The sequence below is a fragment of the Streptomyces sp. NPDC104371 genome, assembly GCF_055583785.1.
Map to the genome: position 1 here is coordinate 1 of NZ_JBVJNF010000012.1, position 23,488 is coordinate 23,488.

Here is a 23,488-nt window from a genome sequence, read left to right on the forward strand (position 1 = left end):
GCTTTCCCTTCGGTGTTTCCGACTCTATCAGATCTTTCCGATCCGATTTCCTCGGTGCTTTCCAGGTTCTCGCTCTCGCGTTTCCCTTTCCGGCGCGGTTCCGACTTTATCAGAGTTCTTGGGGCCGTTTGACCGGCGTCCATTTCTGAATCATCGGGGGGCTTCCTTGGAATCGATGTTCCGGAAGCGGTCAGATACTCACGGTTGCTGATCCGGGGGTCCACCCCCAGGCAACTGTTCGAATCTACCTCCCCACTCGAACCGTGTCAACGGCTCCCGTGGGGCGAAGAGGAGACTAGCAGGTCAACGCCCGGAAGCGCACATCTGACTGGGCCACTCGCGCGTCAGGCCGCCGTCGGGAGCGTGGCGCTGCGCTCGGCCGCCTCCACGTCGCCGGTGTCGCCGGCCCGTGCCGCGCGTCCGCCCAGGACATAGACGTAGACGAGGAAGGCCAGCTCGGCGAGGACGCCGATGCTGATCCGGGCCCAGGTCGGCAGGCCGGACGGGGTCACGAAGCCCTCGATGGCGCCCGAGACGAACAGGACCAGAGCGAGGCCGATCGCCATGCCCACCGCGGCCCGGCCCTCCTCGGCCAGGGCGGTGCGGCGGGGGCGAGGGCCCGGGTCGATCAGGGTCCAGCCGAGTCGTAGCCCTGTTCCGGCGGCCACGAAGACCGCCGTCAGTTCGAGCAGTCCGTGCGGGAGGACCAGGCCCAGGAACGTGTCGAGGCGGCCGGCCGAGGACATCAGGCCGATCCCCATCCCCAGATTGAGCATGTTGAGGAAGAGGACCAGGAGGACCGGCAGGCCGAGGAAGACGCCGAAGACCAGGCACAGCGCCGCGGCCTTGGCGTTGTTCGTCCACACCTGGGCGGCGAAGGCGGCAGCGGGGTGGCTGGAGTAGTAGGTCTCGTACTCGCCGCCGGGGCGGGTCAGGTCGCGCAGTTCCCCGGGCGCCGCGATCGAGGCCTGGACCTCCGGGTGCGTGCCGATCCACCAGCCGAGGAGCGCCGCCACCAGCGTGGAAAGCAGCGCGGTGGTTATCCACCAGCGGCGCGAGCGGTAGACCGCGGCCGGGAATCCGTACGTCAGGAACTGGGTGACGTCGCGCCACGACGCGCGGCGGGTGCCTGTCACGGCGCTGCGCGCGCGGGCCACCAGTTGGCTCAGGTGGGCCATGAGCTGGGGGTCCGGGGAGCTGGACCGGATCACCGAGAGGTGCGTGGCGGTGCGTTGGTAGAGGGTGACCAGCTCGTCCGCCTCGGCTCCGGTGATACGGCGTCGGCGGCGCAGCAGGGCTTCGAGGCGGTCCCACTCGGGGCGGTGGGTGGACACGAACACGTCGAGGTCCATGGGATGGGCGGCTCCTCGTCCTCTCACCCTGTGTGTCGGTCTGTCGTACTGCTGCGGCGCGCTGCGCCCACAGCTTGGCAGACTGACGGCCTGCGGGGTGGGCCAGGGGAAGGGCGGCGGACATGAGTGAGCTGGTGACGGGTGAGGCGGTGGCGCTGGAACTGCGCCCCGCGAAGCTGCCGAGCCGGGCGCTGGCCGTCATGCTCGATCTGCTGGTGACCCTCGCCGCCTACTTCATCGTGGCGGTGGCCCTGCTGGTGTCGGCGTCCGGGCTGGACGTCGCGGCTCAGACGGCGCTGTCGATCGCGGTGTCCGTCCTGGTGCTGGTGGGCGGGCCGATCGCGGTGGAGACGCTCAGCCACGGTCGTTCGCTGGGCAAGCTGGCCTGTGGGCTGCGGGTGGTGCGGGACGACGGCGGGCCCATCCGCTTCCGGCACGCGCTGGTCCGGGGCGCTGTCGGTCTGGTCGAGATCCTGATGACCTTCGGGGTGGTCGCGTGCACCGCCTCGCTGGTGTCGGCGCGGGGGCGGCGACTCGGTGACGTGTTCGCCGGAACGCTGGTCGTCCGGGAGCGGGTGCCCGCGGCGCGTACGGGCTTCGTGCCCCCGCCGCCGCCCTGGCTGTCCGGACGGTTCTCGGAACTGGACCTCTCCGCGGTTCCGGACGGGTTGTGGCTGGCGATCCGGCAGTACCTGACCCGGATGCGGCAACTGGACCCGCAGGTGGGCTGGGCCATGGCGGAGCGGCTCGCCGCCGATCTGGCGGCGTGTACGGGGGCGCCGGTGCCGTACGGCGTGCCACCGGCCGCGTATCTGGCGGCCGTGGTGCGGGAACGGCAGGTGCGGGAAGCGCGGAAGGTGTCCGGCGTGCGGAGGCAGGGCGAGGCCGTGCGGGACGGTGGTGTCGCGTACGGGGCTGCGCCGACGTTCCGGCCGAGCACGGTCGGATCGGCTGAGGCCGGTGCGTGGGCGGCTCCGGGTGCGGACGTCTCGGGCTCCGGCGTCCCGGGCCCGTCCGCGTCGCCGGTTCGGCCTCGGACGTACCCGCAGGCGCCCGTCGCGCCGCAGGCCGGGCCGTCCTCCGATGCGCCGATCACGGGGTTCGTGCCGCCTGCCTGATCCTCCAGGGCTGCCTCACGGGAACGTCGACGGCGGTGACTCGAGCTGCTCCAGCTCCACTCCGGGCGCGGCCAGGACCACGTCCCCGGCGATGTGGAGGGTGTACCGCTCCCCCGTGTCCAGGGCGGTGACCTGGTATTCGTCCACGATCAGGGGGGCGTTGTCAGTGGTGTGTGCTTCTCTTTGGATCAGGGCCCAGGACTGGTCCACGGTGCGGGGGGCGAGGACCGGTTCCGTGAAGGAGACGAGGCGTACGCGCGTCGGGGAGGACGAGGGGGTGAGGCGCAGCAGGCGGGCGGTGGCGACGAGGAACGCCGGGGAGGTGCCGGTGAAGGCGTGGGCGCGGACCGTGCCTTCGGTGGCCTGGGTGCCGGTGGGGTCGCTGCGGACCCAGGTGACGCCGTCGAGAGCGGCGCCCCTCACCTGCCAGCCCGCGGCGTGGAGTTCGAGGCGGAGGGGGCGGCCGAGTTCGTCGAGGGCGAGGTCGACGGAGCCCGCGTGATCGCCGGTGGGGGTGGTCAGTTGGGAGACATAGCGCCAGCCGGCGGGGCCGGGGGCGCACTGGAAGTGTTCGTCGGCGAGGAGGGTGTGGTCATGCGGATCGTGAAGCGAATAGCGGCCGCGGGGCATGGGGGTCCTGGGTCGTGACGGGCGGGCGGGTCCGGCCGGATCCGCCAAAGAGGCAGGCCCCCGCCACGGGGGTGCGGGGGCCTGCCTCGGGACCTGCTGCTGAGAGCGTCGGCCGCGGATACGGACGTAGCTCTCCGAGGGGTGGCCGGGGGCGCGGTGCCGACAAGGCTGTCGTGCTCGCGTGCCCCGGCGCCACGGGGTGATCAGTAGCGGTAGTGGTCCGACTTGTACGGGCCCTCGACGTCGACGCCGATGTACGCCGCCTGCTCGGGGCGGAGCGTGGTGAGCTTCACGCCGAGCGCGTCCAGGTGGAGGCGGGCGACCTTCTCGTCCAGGTGCTTGGGCAGCGTGTACACGCCGGTCGGGTACTCGGACTGCTTGGTGAACAACTCGATCTGGGCCAGCGTCTGGTCCGCGAAGGAGTTGGACATGACGAACGACGGGTGACCGGTGGCGTTGCCCAGGTTCAGCAGACGGCCCTCGGACAGCACGATGATCACCTTGCCGTCGGGGAAGGTCCAGGTGTGGACCTGCGGCTTGACCTCGTCCTTGACGACGCCGGGGATCTTCGCGAGGCCGGCCATGTCGATCTCGTTGTCGAAGTGGCCGATGTTGCCCACGATGGCCTGGTGCTTCATCTTGGCCATGTCGGCGGCCATGATGATGTCCTTGTTGCCGGTCGTGGTGACGAAGATGTCGGCCTTGTCGACGACCTCGTCGAGGGTCGTGACCTGGTAGCCGTCCATGGCCGCCTGCAGCGCGCAGATCGGGTCGATCTCCGTCACGATCACGCGGGCGCCCTGGCCGCGCAGCGACTCCGCGCAGCCCTTGCCCACGTCGCCGTAGCCGCAGACCACCGCGGTCTTGCCGCCGATGAGGACGTCGGTGGCGCGGTTGATGCCGTCGACCAGCGAGTGGCGGCAGCCGTACTTGTTGTCGAACTTCGACTTGGTGACGGCGTCGTTGACGTTGATCGCCGGGAACAGGAGGGTGCCCTCGCGCTGCATCTCGTACAGGCGGTGCACGCCGGTCGTGGTCTCCTCGGTCACGCCGCGGATCTCGGACGCGAGCTGGGTCCACTTCTGGGGGTTCTCGCCCAGGGTGCGGTGGAGAAGCTGGAGGATGACGCGGTGCTCGTCGGACTCGGCGGTCTCGACGGCGGGAACCTTGCCGTCCTTCTCGTACTGGACGCCGTTGTGGACGAGGAGGGTGGCGTCACCGCCGTCGTCCAGGATCATGTTCGGGCCGCCGGTGGGGGTGTTCGGCCAGGTCAGCGCCTGCTCCGTGCACCACCAGTACTCCTCGAGCGTCTCGCCCTTCCAGGCGAAGACGGGCACGCCCTGGGGGTCGTCGGGGGTGCCGTGCGGGCCGACGGCGATCGCGGCGGCGGCGTGGTCCTGGGTGGAGAAGATGTTGCAGGAGGCCCAGCGGACCTGCGCGCCCAGGGCCACCAGGGTCTCGATGAGTACCGCGGTCTGGACGGTCATGTGCAGGGAGCCGGTGACGCGGGCGCCGGCCAGGGGCTGCGCCTCCGCGTACTCCTTGCGGATCGCCATCAGGCCGGGCATCTCGTGCTCGGCGAGGGTGATCTCCTTGCGGCCGAACTCGGCCAGGGAGAGGTCGGCGACCTTGAAGTCCTGTCGGTTGTCGACAGTCGTCATGACGAGCTGCTCCTCGGGGGGTCGGATCGAGGTGGGTAGGGCTGGTCTGCGCGACGGCGGACACCCGGTGCCCGCAAGGGGACACCCGGGTAGGCGCACGGGCGCGCAGCGCAGTCCGTCGGAGGCCCTCTCTCCCTCGGACGGCCCGTGCAAGGGGCCGCCCGACCGCCATCAGCAGCGACGTCTGGCTCCGTCCAAGCTACACCGGGCGGCCGTGCGCCCCCCAGTCCGCGGCCCGGACGCCCGGTGCCTTGGGCCCTTTCCGGCCGGGTTCCGGGGCCGGTGGTCACCCGCGCTCGGCCTCGGGGCGGCGCGGGTGCCGGTGGGGCGGCGGACGGATGCGGCCTGGTCAGTGGGCGGCCGGTGCCGGTCCGCCGGGCGTCGCCTCACGGTCGGGGCCCTTGGCCGCCTCCGCCTCGCTGTAGATGTCCGGTTCCAGGTAGATCACGCGGGCTATCGGGACGGAGGCGCGGATACGGGCCTCGGCGGCGTCGATGGCCTGCGCGATCTCGGCGGCGGTGTCGTCGTGCCGGACGGCGATCTTGGCGGCGATCAGCAGCTCCTCGGGGCCGAGGTGCAGGGTGCGCATGTGGATGACGCGGGTCACCGCGTCGCCGTCGACCAGCGCGGCCTCGATCTTCTTGACCTCCTCGACGCCCGCGGACTCGCCGAGCAGCAGGGACTTGGTCTCGGCGGCGAGGACGAGGGCGATCAGGACGAGCAGCACGCCGATGCAGACGGTGCCGATGCCGTCCCAGATGCCGTCACCGGTGAGCAGCGCGAGGCCCACACCGCCGAGCGCGAGGACCAGACCGATGAGCGCGCCGAAGTCCTCCAGGAGCACGACCGGCAGCTCGGGTGCCTTGGCGTGGCGGATGTACTGCGCCCAGGAGAGCGTGCCGCGCAGTTCGTTGGACTCCTTGAGGGCGGTGCGGAACGAGAAGCCCTCGGCGAGCACCGCGAAGACGAGCACGCCCACCGGCCAGTACCAGTGCTCCACCGCGTGCGGGTGCTGGATCTTCTCGATGCCCTCGTAGATCGCGAACATGCCGCCGACCGAGAACAGGACGATCGAGACGAGGAAGGCGTAGATGTAGCGCTCGCGGCCGTAGCCGAAGGGGTGCTGCGGGGTCGCCTCGCGCTGGGCCCGCTTGCCGCCGATCAGCAGCAGGAACTGGTTGCCGGAGTCGGCCAGCGAGTGGACGCCCTCGGCGAGCATCGAGGAGGAGCCGCTGAAGGCGAACGCCACGAACTTCGATACCGCGATCGCGAGGTTGGCACCCAGTGCCGCCACGATTGCTTTGGTGCCGCCTGACGCGCTCATGTGGTCGCGTTGTCCCTTCGTTGCCGTCCCGCCCGGGAGTGCGGCGCGTACGCACGCCGTCCCGGGCTTTGCCTGCCCTTTGTCAGTGGGTCATTGTTGCAGCCGGGTCCGGCGGGGGTGCCCGGACCGGTGTGATGGCCGGTGGGGCCTCGGGGTCAGACGGCGACCGTGGCCCGGAAGAGGGTGCCCGCCCCGGACACCTCGGCCTTCTCCTCGGCCGGTACGAAGACGGACTCGCCGGGGGTGAGCTTGTGGTCCCCCGCGCGGACCGAACCGGCCGTGCACAGCAGGATCTGCGGGGTCGCGCAGGTGAGGTCGTGTGGGGCCGCGCCCTCCGCCAGGACGTAGCGGGACAGCCGGAACTCCTCGGCGGGGGTCTCGTAGACCTCCTCGCCCGCGGGCGATGCCTCCGGGCGCAGCACGCGGGGGGCGCCCGCGTCGAAGCGGACGACGCGCAGCAGTTCGGGGACGTCGACGTGCTTGGGGGTCAGACCGCAGCGCAGGACGTTGTCGGAGTTGGCCATGATCTCGACGCCGAGGCCGTTGAGATAGGCGTGGGGGATGCCCGCGCCGAGGAACAGGGCTTCGCCGGGGTGCAGTCGGACGTGGTTGAGCAGCAGGGCGGCGATCACTCCGGGGTCGCCGGGGTAGGCGCGGGCGATCTCGGCGTACGGGGTGTAGGCGCCGCCCAGGCGGGTGCAGGCGGTCGCGGTCTCGGTGACCGTGTCGGCCATGGCCTTGGGGTCGGCGCTCAGCACGGCGGTGAGGACCTCGCGCAGGGCGGCTTCCTCGGGCCGCGCGCGCAGCAGGTCGACGTAGGGCTCGAGGGCGTCGACGCCGAGGCCGGCGAGCAGGTCCGCGGCCTCGGCGGGCCTGCGGAAGCCGCACAGGCCGTCGAACTCGGTGAGGGCACAGATCAGTTCGGGCTTGTGGTGGGCGTCCTTGTAGTTGCGGTGGGGCGCGTCGAGGGGGACGCCGCGGGACTCCTCGTCCTCGTAGCCCTCCCGGGCCTGGTCGCGGTCGGGGTGCACCTGGAGGGAGAGCGGGGCCCCGGCCGCGAGGAGCTTGAGCAGGAACGGCAGCCGGGGGCCGAACCGGGCCACCGTACGGTTCCCCAGCTCGTGCTCCGGCGCCTCGGCGATCACCTCGTCGAGCGGGCCGCGCGCGGTGCGCGAGGGCGCTCCGGAGTGGGCGCCCATCCACATCTCCGCCTGGGGCTCACCGGTCGGCTCCACGCCGAGGAGCCGCGGGATGGCGGTGGTCGACCCCCAGGCATAGGGGCGGATCGTGTTGGCGAGGCGGTCCATCGGTCTCTCTTCTCGTCACGCGCTGCTCGAGCGGGCCCCCTGGTGACAGGAGGTGCGCCTGGCTCTCAGGCCCTCGAACAGATCATGCTCTCGAAGCGAGCGCCACGTAAACGGCGGCGAAATCCGTGATGGCGATCAGTTCCGCGAGGGTTTCCAGGTCGTCGCCCTCCTCCGGTTCGAGTTCGCTGATCGCCGTGTCGTGGCCGAGGGCGAGCTCGCGGGCGGCGGGGGCCGCGCTGAGGCCGGTGATCGGGCGGTCGCGCAGGAGGACCACGCGCGCGTGGAGGGCCTGTGCCTCCTCGACGCGGTCACGGAAGAAGTCGTCGGGGTCGGCGCCCGCGGCGAGGGCCCCGGAGAGCAGGACGCTGTGCGCGACCAGCGCCTCGGGCAGTTGCCCGGTGAGCGCGGGGCGGCCGGCCAACTCCGCGAGCGCGGCGGCGAAGCGGCGTCCGGCCGGCGCGGCGGAGACGCCCTCGGTCCAGATCACCGGAAGGGCCTCGGCCAGCTCGGCGGCGAGGTTCTTGGCGGGGTTCGCGTAGGTCGCGATGGCCGGGCCGCAGCGCTCGGCGACATGGTCGAGGCGGTCGGCGACCTTCGCCAGCGCGTCGGGCGGCGCGGAGAGCAGCCCGGTGCGGTCGAGAAGAGCGAGCAGCGGGGTGAGCAGGGCCCACAGGACGCCCGGCGCGGACGCGGCGAGGGGCTCTTCCTGCTCGGAGGGGGCGCTCGCCATCGGGACGAACAGGCCGTGGGAGCCGCCGACCGCGTCCGTGATCGGCGATCCGGCCGGGGCGACGGCGACGACGGTGCAGCCGCGCCGGTAGGCCTGCTCGACCAGGATCGACAAGCCGGGCTCGGTGCCGTCGGGGGTGGCGATCAGCAGGAGGTCGACGGGGCCGGCCCAGCCGGGCAGCTCCCAGCGCAGGGCGCCCGGCGCGGGCGCGACACCGGTCGGACGGATCCGGAGGACCGGACAGGCGGCGCCCGCGAGGGTGCCGAGCAGCTCGGCGACGCCCGCGGACGCCGTGCCGGGGCCCGCGATGAGGACGGCGCGGGGACGGCCGTCGGGCTTCAGGTCATTGACGCCCGCCTCCGCGGCATGCCGCACCGCCGTACGGACCCGGGCGCCCGCCTCGGCGGCGCCGCGCAGCAGTTGGCGGCGGTCGGCGCGCGCGAGGGCCTCGGGGTCGTCGAGCAGCGATTCGTCCAGCATGGGTGGCAGCCTCCGAACGCCGGGTCCGTTACGCGGGGCGGCGGGCCTCGTCGACCAGCAGGACCGGGATGCCGTCCCGTACGGGGTAGGCGAGGCCGCAGCTCTGGCCGGTGCAGACCAGCTCGTCGTTCTCCTCCTTGAGGGGGGAGTGGCACGCCGGGCAGGCGAGGATCTCCAGAAGGCCGGCTTCGAGCGGCATGAAAGGTCCTTTCGGGCTGGTCGCTTGGGCCAGGTCAGCGTACCGCTGTGGGGCGCCTGGCGCGGGGGTCGGGCGCGGTCCGGCTCTCCCTCCGTGGGGAGGGGAGCCGTTCCCGGTGACGGGTCAGCCCCGGATGATCTCCAGCGCCTCGTCCCTGACCTTCGCCATCGTGGCCTCGTCCCTGGCCTCCGCGTTCAGCCGGAGCAGCGGTTCGGTGTTGGAGGGGCGGACGTTGAACCACCAGTCGGCGGACGAGACGGTCAGGCCGTCCAGCTCGTCGATCTCGACTCCCGCCCGGCCCTCGAACGCCGCCTTGATCGCGGCGAGGCGGCCGCGCTGGTCGGCGACCGTGGAGTTGATCTCGCCGGAGCCCGTGTAGCGGTCGTACTCGGCCACCAGCCGCGACAGCGGGCCGTCCTGGCCGCCGAGGGCCGCGAGGACGTGGAGCGCGGCCAGCATGCCCGTGTCGGCGTTCCAGAAGTCCTTGAAGTAGTAGTGCGCGGAGTGCTCGCCGCCGAAGATCGCGCCCGTGCGCGCCATCTCGGCCTTGATGAAGGAGTGGCCCACGCGCGTACGGACCGGGGTGCCGCCGTGCTCCCGGACGACCTCGGGCACCGACCAGGACGTGATCAGGTTGTGGATGATCGCGCCCTCGCCGCCGTGCCGGGCCAGTTCGCGCGCGGCGACCAGGGCCGTGATCGCGGAGGGCGAGACCGGGTCGCCGTTCTCGTCGACCACGAAGCAGCGGTCGGCGTCGCCGTCGAAGGCGATGCCGAGGTCGGCGCCCTCCTTACGCACCCGCTCCTGGAGGTCGACGATGTTCTTCGGGTCGAGCGGGTTCGCCTCGTGGTTCGGGAACGTGCCGTCCAGTTCGAAGTACATCGGGACGAGGTCGACGGGCAGCCCGGCGAGGACGGTCGGCACGGTGTGCCCGCCCATGCCGTTGCCCGCGTCGACGACGACCTTCAGACGGCGCAGGCCGGTCAGGTCCACCAGGGAGCGCAGGTGTGCGGCGTAGTCCTGGAGCGTGTCGCGCCGGGTGATCGTCCCGGGGGCCTCGGCCGGTTCGGGCGCGCCGGACTCCAGCCAGCGCTCGGCCAGGGCGCGGATCTCGGCGAGCCCCGTGTCCTGGCCGACCGGGGCGGCGCCCGCGCGGCACATCTTGATGCCGTTGTACTGGGCCGGGTTGTGCGAGGCGGTGAACATCGCGCCCGGGAGGTCGAAGGCGCCCGACGCGTAGTAGAGCTGGTCGGTCGAGCACAGGCCGATCTCGGTGACGTCGACGCCGCGGGCCGCCGCGCCGCGGGCGAAGGCGCGCGACAGACCGGGGGACGAGGGCCGCATGTCGTGACCGATCACGATCGCCTGCGCGCCGGTCACCTCGGTGAAGGCCGCCCCGAAGAGTTCGGCGAGTGGCTCGTCCCACTGGTCCGGGACCACTCCGCGCACGTCGTACGCCTTCACGATCTGCGACAGATCAGCAGCCACGGACAACCCTCCTGAAGTCTCAACGATGGCCCCAAACTACCTTCTGGGAGCGGCGCCCGACGGCTGCTCCTCGGTGCGAGGGAAGCGGTTCTTACCGGAATCGGAATGTCGGGCCGGGTCGTGCGCTCGCCAAGGGTGCCTACGGGAGTGGTGAGTTGGCCGGAGGGTGCGCAACAGGGCGGCGTGTCCGGATCGTTGGGACCGGCTCGCTCCGGTGTCGGCTCAACCGCCGGGCGTCGGCGCTCAGTTGTCGGGTGAGCGCAGGACTCGCAGATGGCCGCGGCGGGCGACCTCCATCGGGTCCGCGGCGCGGGCGCTGCCGCCGCTCTCGGCGGCGCGCTGATGCGGACGGGCCGCCTCGCGCACGGCGTTGGCGAGTGCCTCCAGGTCGTCACCGCTGGGGCGGGCGGGGGCCGAACCGTCCAGCAGGCGGACGACTTCCCAGCCGCGCGGGGCGGTCAGCCGCTCGGAGTGCTCGGCGCACAGGTCGTAGCAGTGGGGTTCGGCGTAGGTGGCGAGCGGGCCGAGGACCGCGGTCGAGTCGGCGTAGACGTACGTCAGCGTCGCGACGGCGGGTCGGCCGCAGGCGGTGCGCGAACAGCGACGTACAGGGCTCACGACGTTGGACGGTACCGCACTCTTGAGCGGGCCGCGACGACTCTCCCCCTGGTCACTCCGCCGTGTCGTGCTGTGAGACGCCCCACATGCCCCTGTGGTTCCGCGTCGTTGACCTGCGCGGACACCCCTCGAAAGGGCCCTGAACAGAACTGGATCCGGTCACCACTCGGTGCAAATCGTGTCAATTCACCGGGGGTTGGCCCTCTCGGAGTGATATGGAATCGAGCCCAAGCATGGCTGGATCGGTCATCAGGTGACATGCCCCACGTTCCCGGCACCGGGCCGCGAAAGGCCGGGACACCGGGAGCGGTTCGGTGGGGAACGGCCCTGCGTGGAGCCGGGCGTGGGGGCCCGGCGAGGACTACGCTTCGTCAGTGATGGACACGCCCGTACCGCACCCCGCCGCCGCCCCCGGCCCCCGCCGCCGTGACCGTCACGGCCGGGGCATGCGCGGCCCTGTCGCCCCGCCCCAGGTACCGCTCGCCGCGAGCCGCGCCGAGGCGTTCGCGGATCTGGTGCAGGACTCCGTGGACCGCCTGGAGCGGCGCTGGCCACAGCTCGCCGAGATCGACTTCCTGGTCCTCGAGGTGCCGCGGCTCGGCGGCCCCGGCGAGCGCTGGGACGAGGACACGGTGCCTCTCGGCGGTGCGGTCCCGGCCCGCGAGGGACGGCGCGCGCGGGTGGTCGTCTACCGGCGCCCGGTCGAGCTGCGCACGAAGGGCCGCGACGAGCGTGCCGCGCTGATCCACGAGGTGGTCGTGGAGCAGGTGGCGGAGCTGCTGGGGCTCACTCCGGAGACGGTCGACCCGCGGTACGGCGAGGACTGAGGCCGCGGCCCCGCCCGGCGCGGCACGCCGGGCGGGTGACACAGGCGCTCGGCGCCGCCTCACTTCTTCAGCAGCACCGACAGGTCCTGCTCCGCGTGCGGCACCGCGACCGTGCCCCGGTCGTCCGGGAGGGTCTGCACCGTGAACGCCGGGACGCCCCCGTCGGTCGCCTCCAGCGTGCGGGCCGCGTAGACGGGTCCTCCGGAGACGGTCTCGACGGTGAGCGCGTAGGTGCCCTCGAGGCCGCTGGGCACCAGGTCGTCCACGTTCCGCGTCGTACCGGCCTTGATCGTGTACTGCTTGGTCGCCGCCGTGCCGCCCTTGCTGCCCGCGGACGCGGTGACCTTGACGGTGGCCGCGCTCTCCGGGGCGGTCAGCGCGAGCGTGGTGCCCTTGGCGGTGTTGCCGGTGACCGACGCGCGCGTGCCGACCGGCGCGGTGGCCGGGATGAACGCCGTCTCCTGGTGGTCGCCCTTGCCGCGCACCACCCGGAGCGCCGCGACCACCGGGGTCTGCGTGCCGCCGCTGGGCGTCAGGAGGAGGGAACCGGCCTCGCCACGTGTGACGTCGCCGAGGTCCATGGTGGCGGTCATCCGGGACTTCACATGCAGGCTCTCGTTCCCCGCCGGGGTGATCCGCCCGGAGGGCGAGGCGAGGCGCACCGTGAGGTCGGCGTCCGACTCGCCGGGCGCGAAGGCGACCAGACGGACGTCCGTGGCGTCCTTGGGGATACCGGGCAGCACCAGGGAGCCGGCGGGGTCGGTGGCGGCGGCCAGCCAGTCGCCCCCCGTCTTGTCGTCAAGTGCCTGTACGGCGGCGGCGATCCGGCCGCTGCGGACGCTCACATGGAGCGTGAGGTCGTCCTCGCGCGCCTCGGTGAGTGTGGAGAGCAGGACCGGCTCGCTGGAGTGCGCCTTGACCCTGATGCCCTCCCCCATCTCCGACTTGAGGCTCCCGTCCTTGCCGTACAGCTCGATGTCGACGACCGCGGCGGCGTCGTCGGGGTTGGTCAGATGCACATAGTCGGTACGGGAGCCGCCGATGGCGACGCCGGGGAACCAGAACTCGGTGTCCGCGGCGGTGCAGTTGAGGCCGAGCAGCCCCCGTCCGCTGCCCGCGGTGACCCGCGTGGTCTGCTGGACCGTCCAGCCGGGCGCGAACTCGCCGGTGGCGGTGCCGATCAGCGCGGGGGTGTCGGCGCCTGAGCTGTCCCCGGTGGCCGGTGTGCCGGGCTTCTTGGGGGTCACGGTCGGCGCGTTCGTCTGCTTCTTGTTCTTGTGCGTCTTGCCGCCCGTCGCCGCGTCGTCCGCCGACTGCTCGGTCGCCACGGTCAGTTCGGCCTTGCCGGACGCGCTGGCGCCCTGCGCCTCGGGGGTGAAGGATGTGTACGAGGTCTCCGCGAGGTCGGAGGAGCTCGGCTCGGGGCACAGCAGCCGGGTCCGCTCCACGGGCAGCCGGACGGCCGTCTTCGCGGTGCTGTCGCCGGACGCGTCCGGGGCGCTGAGCGCGGCGAATCCGGTGACGGCGGCGAGCGCGGCCGTGCCGGCGATCAGGGACAGGGTCGTGCGGTTCACTGCTGGCTCCCGTCGGGGCGCTCACGGTCGGTGCCGGGCGCCGGGTCGTACGGCGCGGCGTAGCCCTGGCTGTACGTCTGGTCGTAGGGCGCCGTGTTCCCGTACGCGTACGGGTCGTACTGGCCGCCCTGGTAGGGGTCGGCCTGGTACGGCTGCTGGTCGTACCCGCCCGCCGCGTACTGCTGCTGGTCGTCCGGGTACTGCTGCTGACCGCCGTAGGTGCCGTACTCGGTGTCCGTCGGGTAGCCCGTGGTGTCCCACTCGTCGTACGCGCGCTGCTGCGGGACGGCGGCGGCGGGGGCGGGGGCCTCTTCGGGGACCGGCGGCAGGCTGCCGGTGTCCTGGGCGGACTCGTCCGCGGCGGTCTCGGCCTGGGCGCGCAGACGGCGGGCACGGCGGCCCTCGCCGCTGGTCTCCTGCGCGGGTGCGGGCTGCTCCTCGGGGAGGTCGTCGTCGACGTCGCGGCGGCGGCCGGGCAGGGCGAGCACCACGAGGACGAGGGCGAGCGCGCCCTGCGTCCACAGCCAGACGGTGTGGCTGAACGACGCGTCGTAGGTGACGTCCAGCGTGCCGCCGGAGGCGGGGAGTCGGAAGCCCTGGGCCCAGCCGTCGACGGTGGTGCGGGTGAGCGGCTTGCCGTCCAGGGTGGCGGTCCAGCCCGCGTCGGCGGTGTCGGCGATCCGCAGGACGCGGCCCGCCGCGCCCGAGGGGATCTTGGTGTGGATCTCGACCGGGCCCGCCGCGACGGCCTCGGGCGCGGCGGAACCGGCGACGATCGCCGCGCGGGAGACCTCACGGTTCACGCGCCACAGCGCGTTGCCGTTCTGCTGGCTGAGCCGGGTGAGGCCGGGCGTGGTGTCCAGGACGCGGGCCACCTCGCGGGGCGTGCCCTTGCGGACGAGGACGTAGCGCACGGCGAAGCCGCCGAGTTGGTCGCTCTGGTCGGCGCCGGAGCCCGCCACGAGGTTGGCGACGACCTTGTCGAGCTGCTTGTTCTCGTCGCTCCGCGCGGCCAGTTCGCCGTCGCCGAGGCGCGCGCCGGAGCCGCGGACCAGGCTGTAGCCCACGCGCGCGGTGGTCTCGCCGTCCAGGACGAGGGTGCGGGCCTGGTCGCTGGTGCCGCTCTCCTCGGCGACGAACGCGGGGACCTGGACGGGGTCGCGGCGCTCCAGGGGACCGTCCGCGCCGCGGATCATCCAGCCCGCGGCGATGAGGAAGGGCCCGGCCGCGGAGGCGAACGCGATGAGCGCGGCGACCGGCTGGCGCCAGCCGAAGTTCTGCTCGGCCACCCGCGCGCGGGCGCCGTCCGCGCCCATCGTGGCGGCGGCGAGCAGCGCGAGGCCGTAGACGAGGGTCGCGGGGCCCGCCCAGACGGAACGGTTGGACAGGGCCGCGAGGGCGAAGCCCACCAGGGCGACCGTCCACGCCGTCCAGATGCCCGCCTGGCGCTGGGCGCGCAGGAGGGCGGCCAGCGCGGCGAGGACGATGCCGATGAGCATCAGTCCGTTGACGGTGCCGGGGCCTCCCGGGCTCGCGCCGAGCAGGTCGACGGCGGAGGCCGCGCTCGCGCCGTACGCGAGACCGGCCTCCTGGAAGAAGCCGAAGGGCAGCAGCGACAGCGACCAGGGGGCGAGGATCAGCAGGGGGGTGCCGACCTGGGCGAGGAAGCGCGGCCCGTAGGCGAGGAGGTCGTTGCGGCGGACCGCGAGCAGCGCGAGGCCGAGGACCAGGGCGATCGGCCACACGACGGGGGTGAACGCGGTGGCGATCGTCAGCAGGAGCGCGTACGCCCACGTCGCGCGCCAACTGCCGCGCGCGCCCGACGGCTGCGCGAGCCCGGCGGCGGCGATGCCCGCGCGTGCGATGAGCGGCAGCAGGATCGCGAGGACCGCCGTGCCGATGTGTCCGCCGGCGAGGGCGCCGGTGGCGGCGGGCAGGAAGGCGTAGGCGACCGACGCCCACGCGCGCAGCAGCCGTGAGGTGACCAGGGGGCGCGAGGCGAAGTACGCGGTGACACCGGCGAGCGGCACCGAGCAGACGAGCAGCACGGTGACCGCGAGCCCGGTGGAGCCGAACAGGAGGCTCGCGAACAGGGCGACGAGCGCGAGGTACGGCGGCGCGGAGTGGGCGCCGCCCGCACCCACCGGATGCCACGCGTCGAGATAGCGCGCCCACAGCTCGGAGGAGTGGACGGGCGCGGGCAGCAGCGCGCCGCCCGCGAGGGCGCCGCCGCCGAGCAGCGCGCGGCAGGCGACGAGCGAGACGAGCAGGAGGACGGCGAAGAGCACCGGTCCGGGCTTGCGGGCGATGCGCTTGAGCCGGGCGAACTGCTCGACCTCGAGGAAGTCGGCGTCGTCGCCGCCGGGTCCGGACTCGATGGCGCCGTGCCGCCCGGCCGCGGAGGCCTCGGCGTCCGAGTGGCCCGTGAGGTTGCTCGCGATCTGTTCGACGGTGGCCCGGACGGTCGCTCCGGGCGGCGGGAACAGCGGGCGCATCTCGCCCTTGTCGACCTGCGGCCGGCCGCGGTCGCGCCGCCCGGCGATGATCCGCTCGGGGCGCAGCAGCGTCCCCAGCAGACCGCGGATCTCGTCGACCGCCTGCCCCGGGACCTTGCCGACGAGGTAGGCGACGGTGCGCAGCAGGGTGCCGAGCACGAGGCGGAGCAGGATCCAGGGAAGCTGTGCCGTACGGGCGTTGACGAGGAGGGTGTAGACGGCACCCGCCTTGTCGACCTTGTGCGGGGAGGCGGCGGTGCGGCCCACGCAGTCGACGGTGCGGCGCTCGCGGGAGGACGCCTCGGCGTGCCGTACGACCGCGTCGGGGGCGACGAGGACGCGGTGCCCGGCGCTCTGGGCGCGCCAGCACAGGTCGACGTCGTCGCGCATCAGGGGCAGATGCCGGTCGAACCCGCCGAGCTGTTCGAAGACGTCACGCCGGATCAGCATGCCCGCGGTGGACACGGACAGCGCCTGGCGGACGTGGTCGTGCTGGCCCTGGTCCTGTTCGCGGCGGTCCAGACCGGTCCAGCGGCGGCCGGAGTTGGCGATGCTGACGCCGACCTCCAGCAGTTGCCTGCGGTCGTACCAGCCGCGGAGCTTGGGGCCGACGACCGCCACGTCGTCGCGTCCCAGCTCGAGTTCGCTCTCCACGACGCGCAGCAGGTGGGCCAGCGCGTCGGGTTCGGGGGCGCAGTCGTCGTGCAGCAGCCACAGCCAGTGCACCGGCTCGCCGTACGGCAGCTCGGGCATGTCGTAGGCCTCGTCCCGCCAGGTGCGGGTGACGGGGTCCCAGCCGCTGGGGCGCTTGAGGTAGGGCAGGTCGTCCGGGGTCAGCGGGGCCGCGATGCGGCTCGCCTCCTCGACGGCCTGGCCGAAACCGGTGCGCCGGGCGAGATGCAGGACCCGGTCGTCGCCGAGCGCTTCGGTGAGCAGCCGGGCGGAGTCGTCCGCGCTGCCGGTGTCGGCCGCCACGGCGTTCTGCACCGGGCGCTCCTGGTTGAGCACCCCGGCGAGCGCGTCGGGCAGCCAGCGGGCGCCGTCGTGGGAGACGAGCACGGCGGTGACCACATGACGCGGAAACTCTGGAGGGCGGGTCGGGTCGAACGGCGTCGTGGCGGCGTCGTGTTGGACCGCCGTATGACTGTGCACGGACATCGAGGTACGGGCCCCGGTTCGCTGGACTGCGGTGGACGCCTGTGCCCAAAGGGGGCAGCGGGGCGTCTCGGACGGAGGCCCACACTAACGGCTGGACAGGATCACGGCCCGCCGCCTGTGGACAACCCACCTGCGCCGGGCCGTTCGTTACGTAGGGGTGTACACCTTTTCATCGCTTCACCGAGCGGGCCGGTCACCACGTGGACGCGCGACCGCTTCACGGCGTTCCGAGCGTTGCTTTCCGGCCAACGGGGCGTCAGATGGCGGCCTTCTTCAGACGGCGGCGCTCACGCTCGGACAGACCGCCCCAGATGCCGAACCGCTCGTCGTTGGCGAGGGCGTACTCGAGGCACTCCGAGCGGACCTCACAGGCGAGACAGACCTTCTTGGCCTCACGGGTGGAGCCGCCCTTCTCGGGGAAGAAGGACTCGGGGTCGGTCTGGGCGCACAGCGCGCGCTCCTGCCAGCCGAGCTCCTCGTCCGCGTCGTCGACCAGCAGTTGCTGCACCAGCTCGGTCATGTGCGCCCCTCGTCTGTCTTTCACGTCCCCGTGATGTAGCCGTTACCGATTTCGGCTGAACGACACGAGTGAAATTACAAGTGTGCCGATCCGGGCCAGTCAAGCCGAGATCTGCTATTGGGCCCCTTATTCACCCTGCGGAACCAAGGCTATGCGGAAAGTGTTCAAATCGGCATAAACCCTGACACTCCATGGGGGCCGGGAGAGCCTGCGGCCCCTCACAGGGAAGGACGCCCGCACCTTCGGCCCCGTTCCGGCAGGCAACGCGAAGCGAATCGGATCACATTCGGATCACGAGATCGCAACGACGATCGGGCACCCGGTCCTGCGCCATGTGTCCCGGGAACCCCAGGGGCAAACCATCCATCCCCCAGATGAACCGGATGAGGTGAAACATCTCGCATATCCCGGACATCAAGTTGACAGCGAAGGAGTGAGCCGATGTCCTAAAGGGCATGCTCGCGAACTCGGCCATCACCTCGACCCGCTCCGCCGGGTCCACCGGTGCTGCCCGCGCGCGCTGTAGCTGTTCCGGCTGTTGAGCCTTCTCCCCCGCTCCGGCCGCTTCTGAGTCCACCCGACTCGGCTGCCTCGCCTTCCGCCCGCACCAGGGCGACCGCCACGCCCGTGATCCGGGCGGACGACCCGCGACATCCAGCCCCGCACTCTCCCGCCGAGGAACCACCGCACCCCATGAACAGCGACAGCGACCTCCAGATCGCCGGCGACATCCTCGAAGTACCGCACCTGCTCCAGCCGCCGCGCGAGCATCCGGCCACCGTGGCCGAGTTCGCCGGGCTCGCCCGCTCCCTCGCCGCCGACCGCTCCCAGTGGGAGCACCTGGTGCGCTATGACGCGGCCTCCCGCTGGTACCACCGGCTGCGCGCCTGCCCCGGATACGAGGTGTGGCTGCTGTCCTGGGTCCCCGGGCAGGGCAGCGGACCGCACGGCCACGGGCGCTCGTCCGGCGTACTGACCGTCCTGCACGGCGCACTCACGGAGCGCACGGAGCGCGGCACACGCGTGTGGCGCGCGGGGGCGCAGCGGGTGTTCGCACCGGGATACGTGCACGAAGTGGTGAACGACGCACTGGAGCCGGCCGTGAGCCTGCACATCTACTACCCGGGGCTGACCGAGATGCCGACGCTCCCCCTGCACACGGCCGGGCACACCCCCGTGGCCTGCGCGGCCGAGCGCACGACAGCAGGCTCCCGCACCGCCTGAGAGGCAGTTGTCCACAGCCTGCCCACCCGTTGTGGGCGCCGCCTGCAAGACTGCTCCCATGCGCATTGTGGTTCTGGCAGGCGGCATCGGCGGTGCCCGGTTTCTTCGCGGTCTCAAGCAGGCCGCGCCCGACGCGGACATCACCGTCATCGGCAACACCGGCGACGACATCCACCTCTTCGGGCTGAAGGTCTGCCCGGACCTCGACACGGTGATGTACACGCTCGGCGGCGGCATCAACGAGGAACAGGGCTGGGGCCGGGCGGACGAGACCTTCCACCTCAAGGAGGAGCTGGCGGCGTACGGCGTCGGACCGGAGTGGTTCGGCCTCGGCGACCGTGACTTCGCCACGCACATCGTGCGGACGCAGATGCTGGGCGCGGGCTATCCGCTCAGCGCGGTCACCGAGGCCCTGTGCGACCGCTGGAAGCCGGGCGTGCGGCTCATCCCCATGTCGGACGACCGCGTCGAGACCCATGTCGCCGTCGAGCTGGAGGGCGAGCGCAAGGCGATCCACTTCCAGGAGTACTGGGTACGGCTGCGGGCCTCGGTCCCGGCCGAGGCGATCGTGCCGGTGGGCGCCGAGCACGCGAAGCCGGCGCCGGGCGTCCTGGAGGCGATCGCCGAGGCGGACGTCGTGCTCTTCCCGCCGTCCAACCCGGTCGTGTCGGTCGGCACGATCCTCGCGGTGCCCGGCATCCGGGAGGCCATCGCGGAGGCCGGGGTGCCCGTCGTGGGCCTGTCCCCCATCGTCGGTGACGCGCCCGTGCGCGGGATGGCCGACAAGGTGCTCGCGGCGGTCGGCGTGGAGTCGACGGCCGCGGCGGTCGCCGAGCACTACGGCTCGGGGCTGCTGGACGGCTGGCTCGTGGATACGGTGGACGCGGCGGCCGTGGAGCGCGTCGAGGCCGCGGGCATCCGCTGCCGCGCGGTGCCGCTGATGATGACGGACCTGGACGCGACCGCGCGGATGGCCCGCGAGGCGCTGACCCTGGCGGAGGAGGTGCGCGGCGCGTGAGCGGCGGACTTCCCGGACAGCATCCCGAGCAGCGGCTCACCGACGACGGCGACGGCAACGGGCAGGTGCCCGCGCCCGGTTACCGGGTGTGGGCTCTCCCCGGGCTCCCCGAGATCCGCGAGGGCGACGATCTGGCCAAGGTCATCGCCGCCGCCGAACCGGGACTCGTCGACGGGGACGTGCTGCTCGTCACCTCCAAGATCGTGTCCAAGGCCGAGGGGCGTCTGGTGCGGGCGGACGACCGGGAGGCCGCCATCGACGCCGAGACGGTGCGCGTGGTGGCCCGGCGCGGTCCGCTCAGGATCGTGGAGAACCGGCAGGGCCTGGTGATGGCCGCCGCCGGTGTCGACGCCTCCAACACCCCAGCGGGGACCGTTCTGCTGCTTCCGGAGGACCCCGACGCGTCCGCGCGGGCGCTGCGGGCGGGGCTGCGGGACATCCTCGGCGTCGAGATCGGCGTGATCGTCACCGACACCTTCGGACGCCCCTGGCGCACCGGGCTCACCGATGTCGCCATCGGTGCCGCGGGCGTCCGCGTCCTCGACGACCTGCGCGGCGGCACGGACGCGCACGGCAATCCGCTGAGCGCGACCGTCGTGGCCACCGCCGACGAACTGGCCGCCGCCGGTGATCTGGTCAAGGGCAAAGCCGCCGGGCTGCCCGTGGCCGTCGTACGCGGGCTGCCGCAAACGGTGACCGGGGACGACGGCGAGGGCGCCGCGGCGATGGTGCGCGCGCCCCACGAGGACATGTTCCGGCTCGGCACCTCGGAGGCGGTACGGGAGGCGGTGACCCAGCGGCGCACGGTGCGCGCGTTCACGGGCGAGCCCGTCGACCCCGGTGCCGTACGGCGCGCGGTGGCCGCCGCCGTGACCGCGCCGGCACCGCATCACACGACGCCGTGGCGGTTCGTGCTCCTGGAGTCCGAGGAGTCACGGACGCGGCTGCTGGACGCGATGCGGGAGGCGTGGATCGCCGATCTGCGCCGGGACAGGAAGACCGAGGAGTCGATCGCCAAGCGCGTACGGCGCGGGGACGTGCTGCGCCATGCACCGTACCTCGTCGTGCCCTGCATGGTCATGGACGGGTCCCACACCTACGGCGACGCGCGGCGGGACGCGGCCGAGCGGGAGATGTTCGTGGTCGCCACCGGGGCGGGCGTGCAGAACCTGCTGGTCGCGCTCGCCGGGGAGCGGCTCGGTTCGGCGTGGGTGTCCTCGACGATGTTCTGCCGGGACGTCGTGCGCGAGGTGCTCGGGCTGCCGGAGAACTGGGAGCCGATGGGCGCGGTGGCGGTGGGGCACGCGGCGGAAGAGCCACGTCCGCGTCCCGCGCGGGCGGCGGACGCCTTCATCGAGGTGCGCTGACCTAGCGGGGCCCCAGGGGCCCTAGGCTCGTAAGCAGCCCCCGAATCCACCAGGACTCACCTGGGACCTCAGCTAGGACCTCATCCGTGGCCGGACGCTTCGCCCCCCGCACCACCCGCACGACCGTGCGGGGCGGAGCTGCCGCCGTGCCCGCGAGGGTGCCGCGCCCGGCCACGGCGCCGGGACTACGGCGGACCTGGGCCTCGCCCGGCCCCCTGGACCTCGGGCTGGTGCTCGGCCCGCTGCGGCGCGGTCCCGGGGATCCCACGTTCCGCGCGACCCCGGACGGGGCCGTGTGGCGGGCCAGCCGTACCCCGGCGGGACCGGGCACCCTGCGGGTCGCGCTGCGGGGCACGGACGCCGAGGCCGAGGCGTGGGGCCCCGGAGCGGAGTGGCTGCTGGATCAACTCCCGCGGATGCTGGGCGCATCGGACGACCCGGAGGCCTTCGAGCCACGGCATCGGCTGCTCGCGCTGACCCGGCACCGGCGGCCGGGGCTGCGGCTGGTGCGGACCGGACTGGTGCTGGAGTCCCTGATCCCGTGCGTCCTGGAGCAGAAGGTCACCGCGGACGAGGCCTACCGGGCCTGGCGGCTGCTCGTAGGGGCGTACGGGGAGCCCGCGCCGGGACCCGCGCCGGAGCGGATGCGGGTGATGCCGACGCCGCGCACCTGGGCGCTGATCCCGTCCTGGGAGTGGCACCGGGCAGGGGTCGACGACAAGCGCGCGTCGACGATCCTGCGGGCGGTACGGGTCGCCGCGCGACTGGAGCGGACGACGGAGCTGGAGCCCGCGCGGGCGCGGGCGCTCCTGGAGGCCGTGCCGGGCATCGGGCCGTGGACCTCCGCGGAGACCGTGCAGCGCAGCCACGGGGCGACGGACGCCGTGACCGTGGGGGATCTGCATCTGCCGGGGATCGTCGGCTACGCGCTGGCCGGGAACCGCGACGCGGACGACGCCGTGATGCTGTCGCTCCTTGAGCCGTACGCGGGGCAGCGGCACCGGGCGGCACGACTGATCCTGCTGAGCGGTCGCGTACCGCCGCGGCGCGCACCGCGGATGCAGCCGAGGGACATCGGACGGCTGTGAGCAAGCACAAGCCCCCGGAGACGCAAGCCCTTCGGAGACGCCCAAGTCCCCGAGGACACAAGCCCTCTCGGAGAAGCCCAGATCCCCGTAGACCCAAGTCCCCGTAGAACCAGGCCCCTTGACGGCCTACTGGTCCGAGGAGAAGCGCACCGCCCCCGCCGGGATCTTCGCGTCGCACCACACCCGGACCCCGTCGCGCAGTTCGTTGTCCGCGCCGACCACCGCGCCGTCGCCGATGACCGCGCCGCTGAGGACCGAGCGCTCACCGATCCGGGAGCGGGCTCCGATCAGGGAGTCCGTGATGACCGCGCCCGGCTCCACGACCGCGCCGCTCAGCAGGGTGCTGCCGAAGATCCGGGCGCCCTCCCCCACGAACGCGCCCTCGCCGACGACCGTGCCGCCGGTCAGCTTCGCGTCCGAGGCGACCGATGCCGTCGGCAGGATCAGGCGGTCGCCGCGGCGGCCGGGCACCGCGGGGGACGGGGCGCGGCCGAGGACCAGGTCCGCCGAGCCGCGGACGAAGGCCGCCGGGGTGCCGAGGTCCAGCCAGTACGTCGAGTCGACCATGCCCTGCAGATGGGCCCCGGCCGCCAGCAGGTCCGGGAAGGTCTCGCGTTCCACCGAGACCGGGCGGCCCGCCGGGATCGTGTCGATGACCGAGCGACGGAAGACGTACGCCCCGGCGTTGATCTGGTCGGTGACGATCTCCTCCGGGGTCTGCGGCTTCTCCAGGAACGCCGTCACCCGGCCCGTGGCGTCCGTGGGGACCAGCCCGTAGGCCCGGGGGTCCGTCACCTTGGTGAGATGGAGCGAGACGTCCGCGCCCGACGACTCATGGGTGCGGACCAGGGCGCGGATGTCCAGGCCCGTCAGGATGTCGCCGTTGAAGACGAGGACCGGGTCCTCGGGGCCCGAGTGGAGACGGCTCGCCACGTTGCGCAGGGCGCCGCCGGTGCCGAGGGGCTCCTCCTCGGTGACGTACTCCAGCCGCAGGCCGAGGGACGAGCCGTCGCCGAAGTGCGGTTCGAAGACCTCGGCCAGGTAGGACGTGGCGAGCACGATGTGCTCCACGCCCGCGGCCCTGGCCCGCGCCAACTGGTGGGTGAGGAAGGGGACCCCGGCCGCCGGGACCATCGGTTTCGGGGTGTGCACCGTGAGCGGGCGCAGCCGGGTACCCCTGCCGCCGACCAGGAGGATCGCTTCTGTCACCTGTCGTCTCTGCTTCCTGCCGGGACCGGCCGAACTGTCCATCGGCCGGCCAGTGTATGCAGACCGCGTCATGAGGACTGCTGAGGGCGTTGTGGGGCCCT

Annotated in this window: 19 protein-coding genes; 6 read left to right on the top strand and 13 right to left on the bottom strand. The window is 72.8% G+C overall.

Features of this window, described 5'->3' with window-relative positions; all coding sequences use genetic code 11:
• Nucleotides 1-344 precede the first annotated feature (344 nt).
• Nucleotides 345-1,352, bottom strand: coding sequence for a stage II sporulation protein M (locus ACZ60T_RS29335; RefSeq protein ID WP_469668653.1), 1,008 nt, complete (start codon nucleotides 1,350-1,352; stop codon nucleotides 345-347).
• Nucleotides 1,353-1,474: 122 nt separating this feature from the next.
• On the opposite strand from ACZ60T_RS29335, the gene ACZ60T_RS29340 reads away from it, so the two are divergent.
• Nucleotides 1,475-2,470: an RDD family protein gene (locus ACZ60T_RS29340; protein ID WP_469668654.1), complete on the top strand. Its 996-nt coding sequence runs from the start codon at nucleotides 1,475-1,477 to the stop codon at nucleotides 2,468-2,470.
• A gap of 15 nt (nucleotides 2,471-2,485) precedes the next feature.
• Here the strand turns inward: ACZ60T_RS29340 and ACZ60T_RS29345 are convergent, their stop codons facing one another.
• The 8 genes from ACZ60T_RS29345 to ACZ60T_RS29380 form a co-directional block, all read right to left on the bottom strand.
• Entirely contained in the window at nucleotides 2,486-3,100 is a 615-nt protein-coding gene (locus ACZ60T_RS29345) for a hypothetical protein (protein WP_469668655.1), read from the bottom strand.
• A gap of 203 nt (nucleotides 3,101-3,303) precedes the next feature.
• Nucleotides 3,304-4,761, bottom strand: coding sequence for an adenosylhomocysteinase (gene ahcY, locus ACZ60T_RS29350; protein ID WP_469668656.1), 1,458 nt, complete (start codon nucleotides 4,759-4,761; stop codon nucleotides 3,304-3,306).
• A gap of 349 nt (nucleotides 4,762-5,110) precedes the next feature.
• The gene (locus ACZ60T_RS29355) at nucleotides 5,111-6,085 is read right to left on the bottom strand and encodes a cation diffusion facilitator family transporter (protein ID WP_469668657.1); all 975 of its coding nucleotides are present in this window, start codon (nucleotides 6,083-6,085) and stop codon (nucleotides 5,111-5,113) included.
• A 155-nt stretch (nucleotides 6,086-6,240) separates the two neighbouring features.
• On the bottom strand, nucleotides 6,241-7,392 hold the full coding sequence (gene manA, locus ACZ60T_RS29360; RefSeq protein WP_469668658.1) for a mannose-6-phosphate isomerase, class I: 1,152 nt from the start codon (nucleotides 7,390-7,392) through the stop codon (nucleotides 6,241-6,243).
• Nucleotides 7,393-7,474: 82 nt separating this feature from the next.
• On the bottom strand, nucleotides 7,475-8,602 hold the full coding sequence (locus ACZ60T_RS29365; protein WP_365624063.1) for an SIS domain-containing protein: 1,128 nt from the start codon (nucleotides 8,600-8,602) through the stop codon (nucleotides 7,475-7,477).
• A gap of 28 nt (nucleotides 8,603-8,630) precedes the next feature.
• Nucleotides 8,631-8,801 (bottom strand): Trm112 family protein, encoded by a 171-nt coding sequence (locus tag ACZ60T_RS29370; protein ID WP_252427750.1) that lies wholly within the window; start codon nucleotides 8,799-8,801, stop codon nucleotides 8,631-8,633.
• 123 nt (nucleotides 8,802-8,924) lie between these two features.
• Nucleotides 8,925-10,289, bottom strand: a complete 1,365-nt coding sequence (locus ACZ60T_RS29375; RefSeq protein ID WP_365624066.1) for a phosphomannomutase/phosphoglucomutase — start codon at nucleotides 10,287-10,289, stop codon at nucleotides 8,925-8,927.
• Between the two features lie 243 nt (nucleotides 10,290-10,532).
• Nucleotides 10,533-10,907 (bottom strand): DUF3499 domain-containing protein, encoded by a 375-nt coding sequence (locus ACZ60T_RS29380; protein ID WP_252427753.1) that lies wholly within the window; start codon nucleotides 10,905-10,907, stop codon nucleotides 10,533-10,535.
• Between the two features lie 377 nt (nucleotides 10,908-11,284).
• Here ACZ60T_RS29380 and ACZ60T_RS29385 point away from each other — a divergent pair, with 377 nt between their 5' ends.
• Nucleotides 11,285-11,734: a metallopeptidase family protein gene (locus ACZ60T_RS29385; RefSeq protein ID WP_469668810.1), complete on the top strand. Its 450-nt coding sequence runs from the start codon at nucleotides 11,285-11,287 to the stop codon at nucleotides 11,732-11,734.
• A gap of 59 nt (nucleotides 11,735-11,793) precedes the next feature.
• Here the strand turns inward: ACZ60T_RS29385 and ACZ60T_RS29390 are convergent, their stop codons facing one another.
• The 3 genes from ACZ60T_RS29390 to ACZ60T_RS29400 all read right to left on the bottom strand — a co-directional run bounded on the left by ACZ60T_RS29390 (nucleotide 11,794) and on the right by ACZ60T_RS29400 (nucleotide 17,481).
• A complete protein-coding gene (locus ACZ60T_RS29390; protein WP_469668660.1) occupies nucleotides 11,794-13,308 on the bottom strand; it encodes a DUF5719 family protein in 1,515 nt (504 codons plus the stop codon).
• Nucleotides 13,305-16,961: a glycosyltransferase family 2 protein gene (locus ACZ60T_RS29395; protein ID WP_469668661.1), complete on the bottom strand. Its 3,657-nt coding sequence runs from the start codon at nucleotides 16,959-16,961 to the stop codon at nucleotides 13,305-13,307. The genes ACZ60T_RS29390 and ACZ60T_RS29395 overlap by 4 nt, the downstream gene beginning before the upstream one ends.
• A 256-nt stretch (nucleotides 16,962-17,217) precedes the next feature.
• Nucleotides 17,218-17,481, bottom strand: a complete 264-nt coding sequence (locus ACZ60T_RS29400; protein WP_010986447.1) for a WhiB family transcriptional regulator — start codon at nucleotides 17,479-17,481, stop codon at nucleotides 17,218-17,220.
• Between the two features lie 693 nt (nucleotides 17,482-18,174).
• Here ACZ60T_RS29400 and ACZ60T_RS29405 point away from each other — a divergent pair.
• The 4 genes from ACZ60T_RS29405 (at nucleotide 18,175) to ACZ60T_RS29420 (ending at nucleotide 22,178) form a co-directional block, all read left to right on the top strand.
• Nucleotides 18,175-18,705, top strand: coding sequence for a cysteine dioxygenase (locus tag ACZ60T_RS29405; protein ID WP_469668662.1), 531 nt, complete (start codon nucleotides 18,175-18,177; stop codon nucleotides 18,703-18,705).
• Between the two features lie 58 nt (nucleotides 18,706-18,763).
• On the top strand, nucleotides 18,764-19,723 hold the full coding sequence (gene cofD, locus ACZ60T_RS29410) for a 2-phospho-L-lactate transferase (RefSeq protein WP_365624074.1): 960 nt from the start codon (nucleotides 18,764-18,766) through the stop codon (nucleotides 19,721-19,723).
• A gap of 65 nt (nucleotides 19,724-19,788) precedes the next feature.
• The gene (locus tag ACZ60T_RS29415; protein ID WP_469668812.1) at nucleotides 19,789-21,090 is read left to right on the top strand and encodes a coenzyme F420-0:L-glutamate ligase; all 1,302 of its coding nucleotides are present in this window, start codon (nucleotides 19,789-19,791) and stop codon (nucleotides 21,088-21,090) included.
• Between the two features lie 86 nt (nucleotides 21,091-21,176).
• Nucleotides 21,177-22,178: a DNA-3-methyladenine glycosylase family protein gene (locus ACZ60T_RS29420; protein WP_469668663.1), complete on the top strand. Its 1,002-nt coding sequence runs from the start codon at nucleotides 21,177-21,179 to the stop codon at nucleotides 22,176-22,178.
• A gap of 126 nt (nucleotides 22,179-22,304) precedes the next feature.
• Here the strand turns inward: ACZ60T_RS29420 and manB are convergent, their stop codons facing one another.
• Nucleotides 22,305-23,387 carry a mannose-1-phosphate guanylyltransferase gene (gene manB, locus ACZ60T_RS29425; protein WP_469668664.1) on the bottom strand — a complete coding sequence of 361 codons (1,083 nt, stop codon included), beginning with the start codon at nucleotides 23,385-23,387 and terminating at the stop codon, nucleotides 22,305-22,307.
• Between the last annotated feature and the right edge of the window lie 101 nt (nucleotides 23,388-23,488).

Excerpts from the sequence above, each read along its gene's own strand:
- ACZ60T_RS29335 (WP_469668653.1), bottom strand. The coding sequence starts at position 1,352 with ATGGACCTCGACGTGTTCGTGTCCACCCACCGCCCCGAGTGGGACCGC.
- ACZ60T_RS29340 (WP_469668654.1), top strand. The coding sequence starts at position 1,475 with ATGAGTGAGCTGGTGACGGGTGAGGCGGTGGCGCTGGAACTGCGCCCC.
- ACZ60T_RS29345 (WP_469668655.1), bottom strand. The coding sequence starts at position 3,100 with ATGCCCCGCGGCCGCTATTCGCTTCACGATCCGCATGACCACACCCTC.
- ahcY (WP_469668656.1), bottom strand. The coding sequence starts at position 4,761 with ATGACGACTGTCGACAACCGACAGGACTTCAAGGTCGCCGACCTCTCC.
- ACZ60T_RS29355 (WP_469668657.1), bottom strand. The coding sequence starts at position 6,085 with ATGAGCGCGTCAGGCGGCACCAAAGCAATCGTGGCGGCACTGGGTGCC.
- manA (WP_469668658.1), bottom strand. The coding sequence starts at position 7,392 with ATGGACCGCCTCGCCAACACGATCCGCCCCTATGCCTGGGGGTCGACC.
- ACZ60T_RS29365 (WP_365624063.1), bottom strand. The coding sequence starts at position 8,602 with ATGCTGGACGAATCGCTGCTCGACGACCCCGAGGCCCTCGCGCGCGCC.
- ACZ60T_RS29370 (WP_252427750.1), bottom strand. The coding sequence starts at position 8,801 with ATGCCGCTCGAAGCCGGCCTTCTGGAGATCCTCGCCTGCCCGGCGTGC.
- ACZ60T_RS29385 (WP_469668810.1), top strand. The coding sequence starts at position 11,285 with ATGGACACGCCCGTACCGCACCCCGCCGCCGCCCCCGGCCCCCGCCGC.
- ACZ60T_RS29395 (WP_469668661.1), bottom strand. The coding sequence starts at position 16,961 with ATGTCCGTGCACAGTCATACGGCGGTCCAACACGACGCCGCCACGACG.
- ACZ60T_RS29400 (WP_010986447.1), bottom strand. The coding sequence starts at position 17,481 with ATGACCGAGCTGGTGCAGCAACTGCTGGTCGACGACGCGGACGAGGAG.
- ACZ60T_RS29405 (WP_469668662.1), top strand. The coding sequence starts at position 18,175 with ATGAACAGCGACAGCGACCTCCAGATCGCCGGCGACATCCTCGAAGTA.
- cofD (WP_365624074.1), top strand. The coding sequence starts at position 18,764 with ATGCGCATTGTGGTTCTGGCAGGCGGCATCGGCGGTGCCCGGTTTCTT.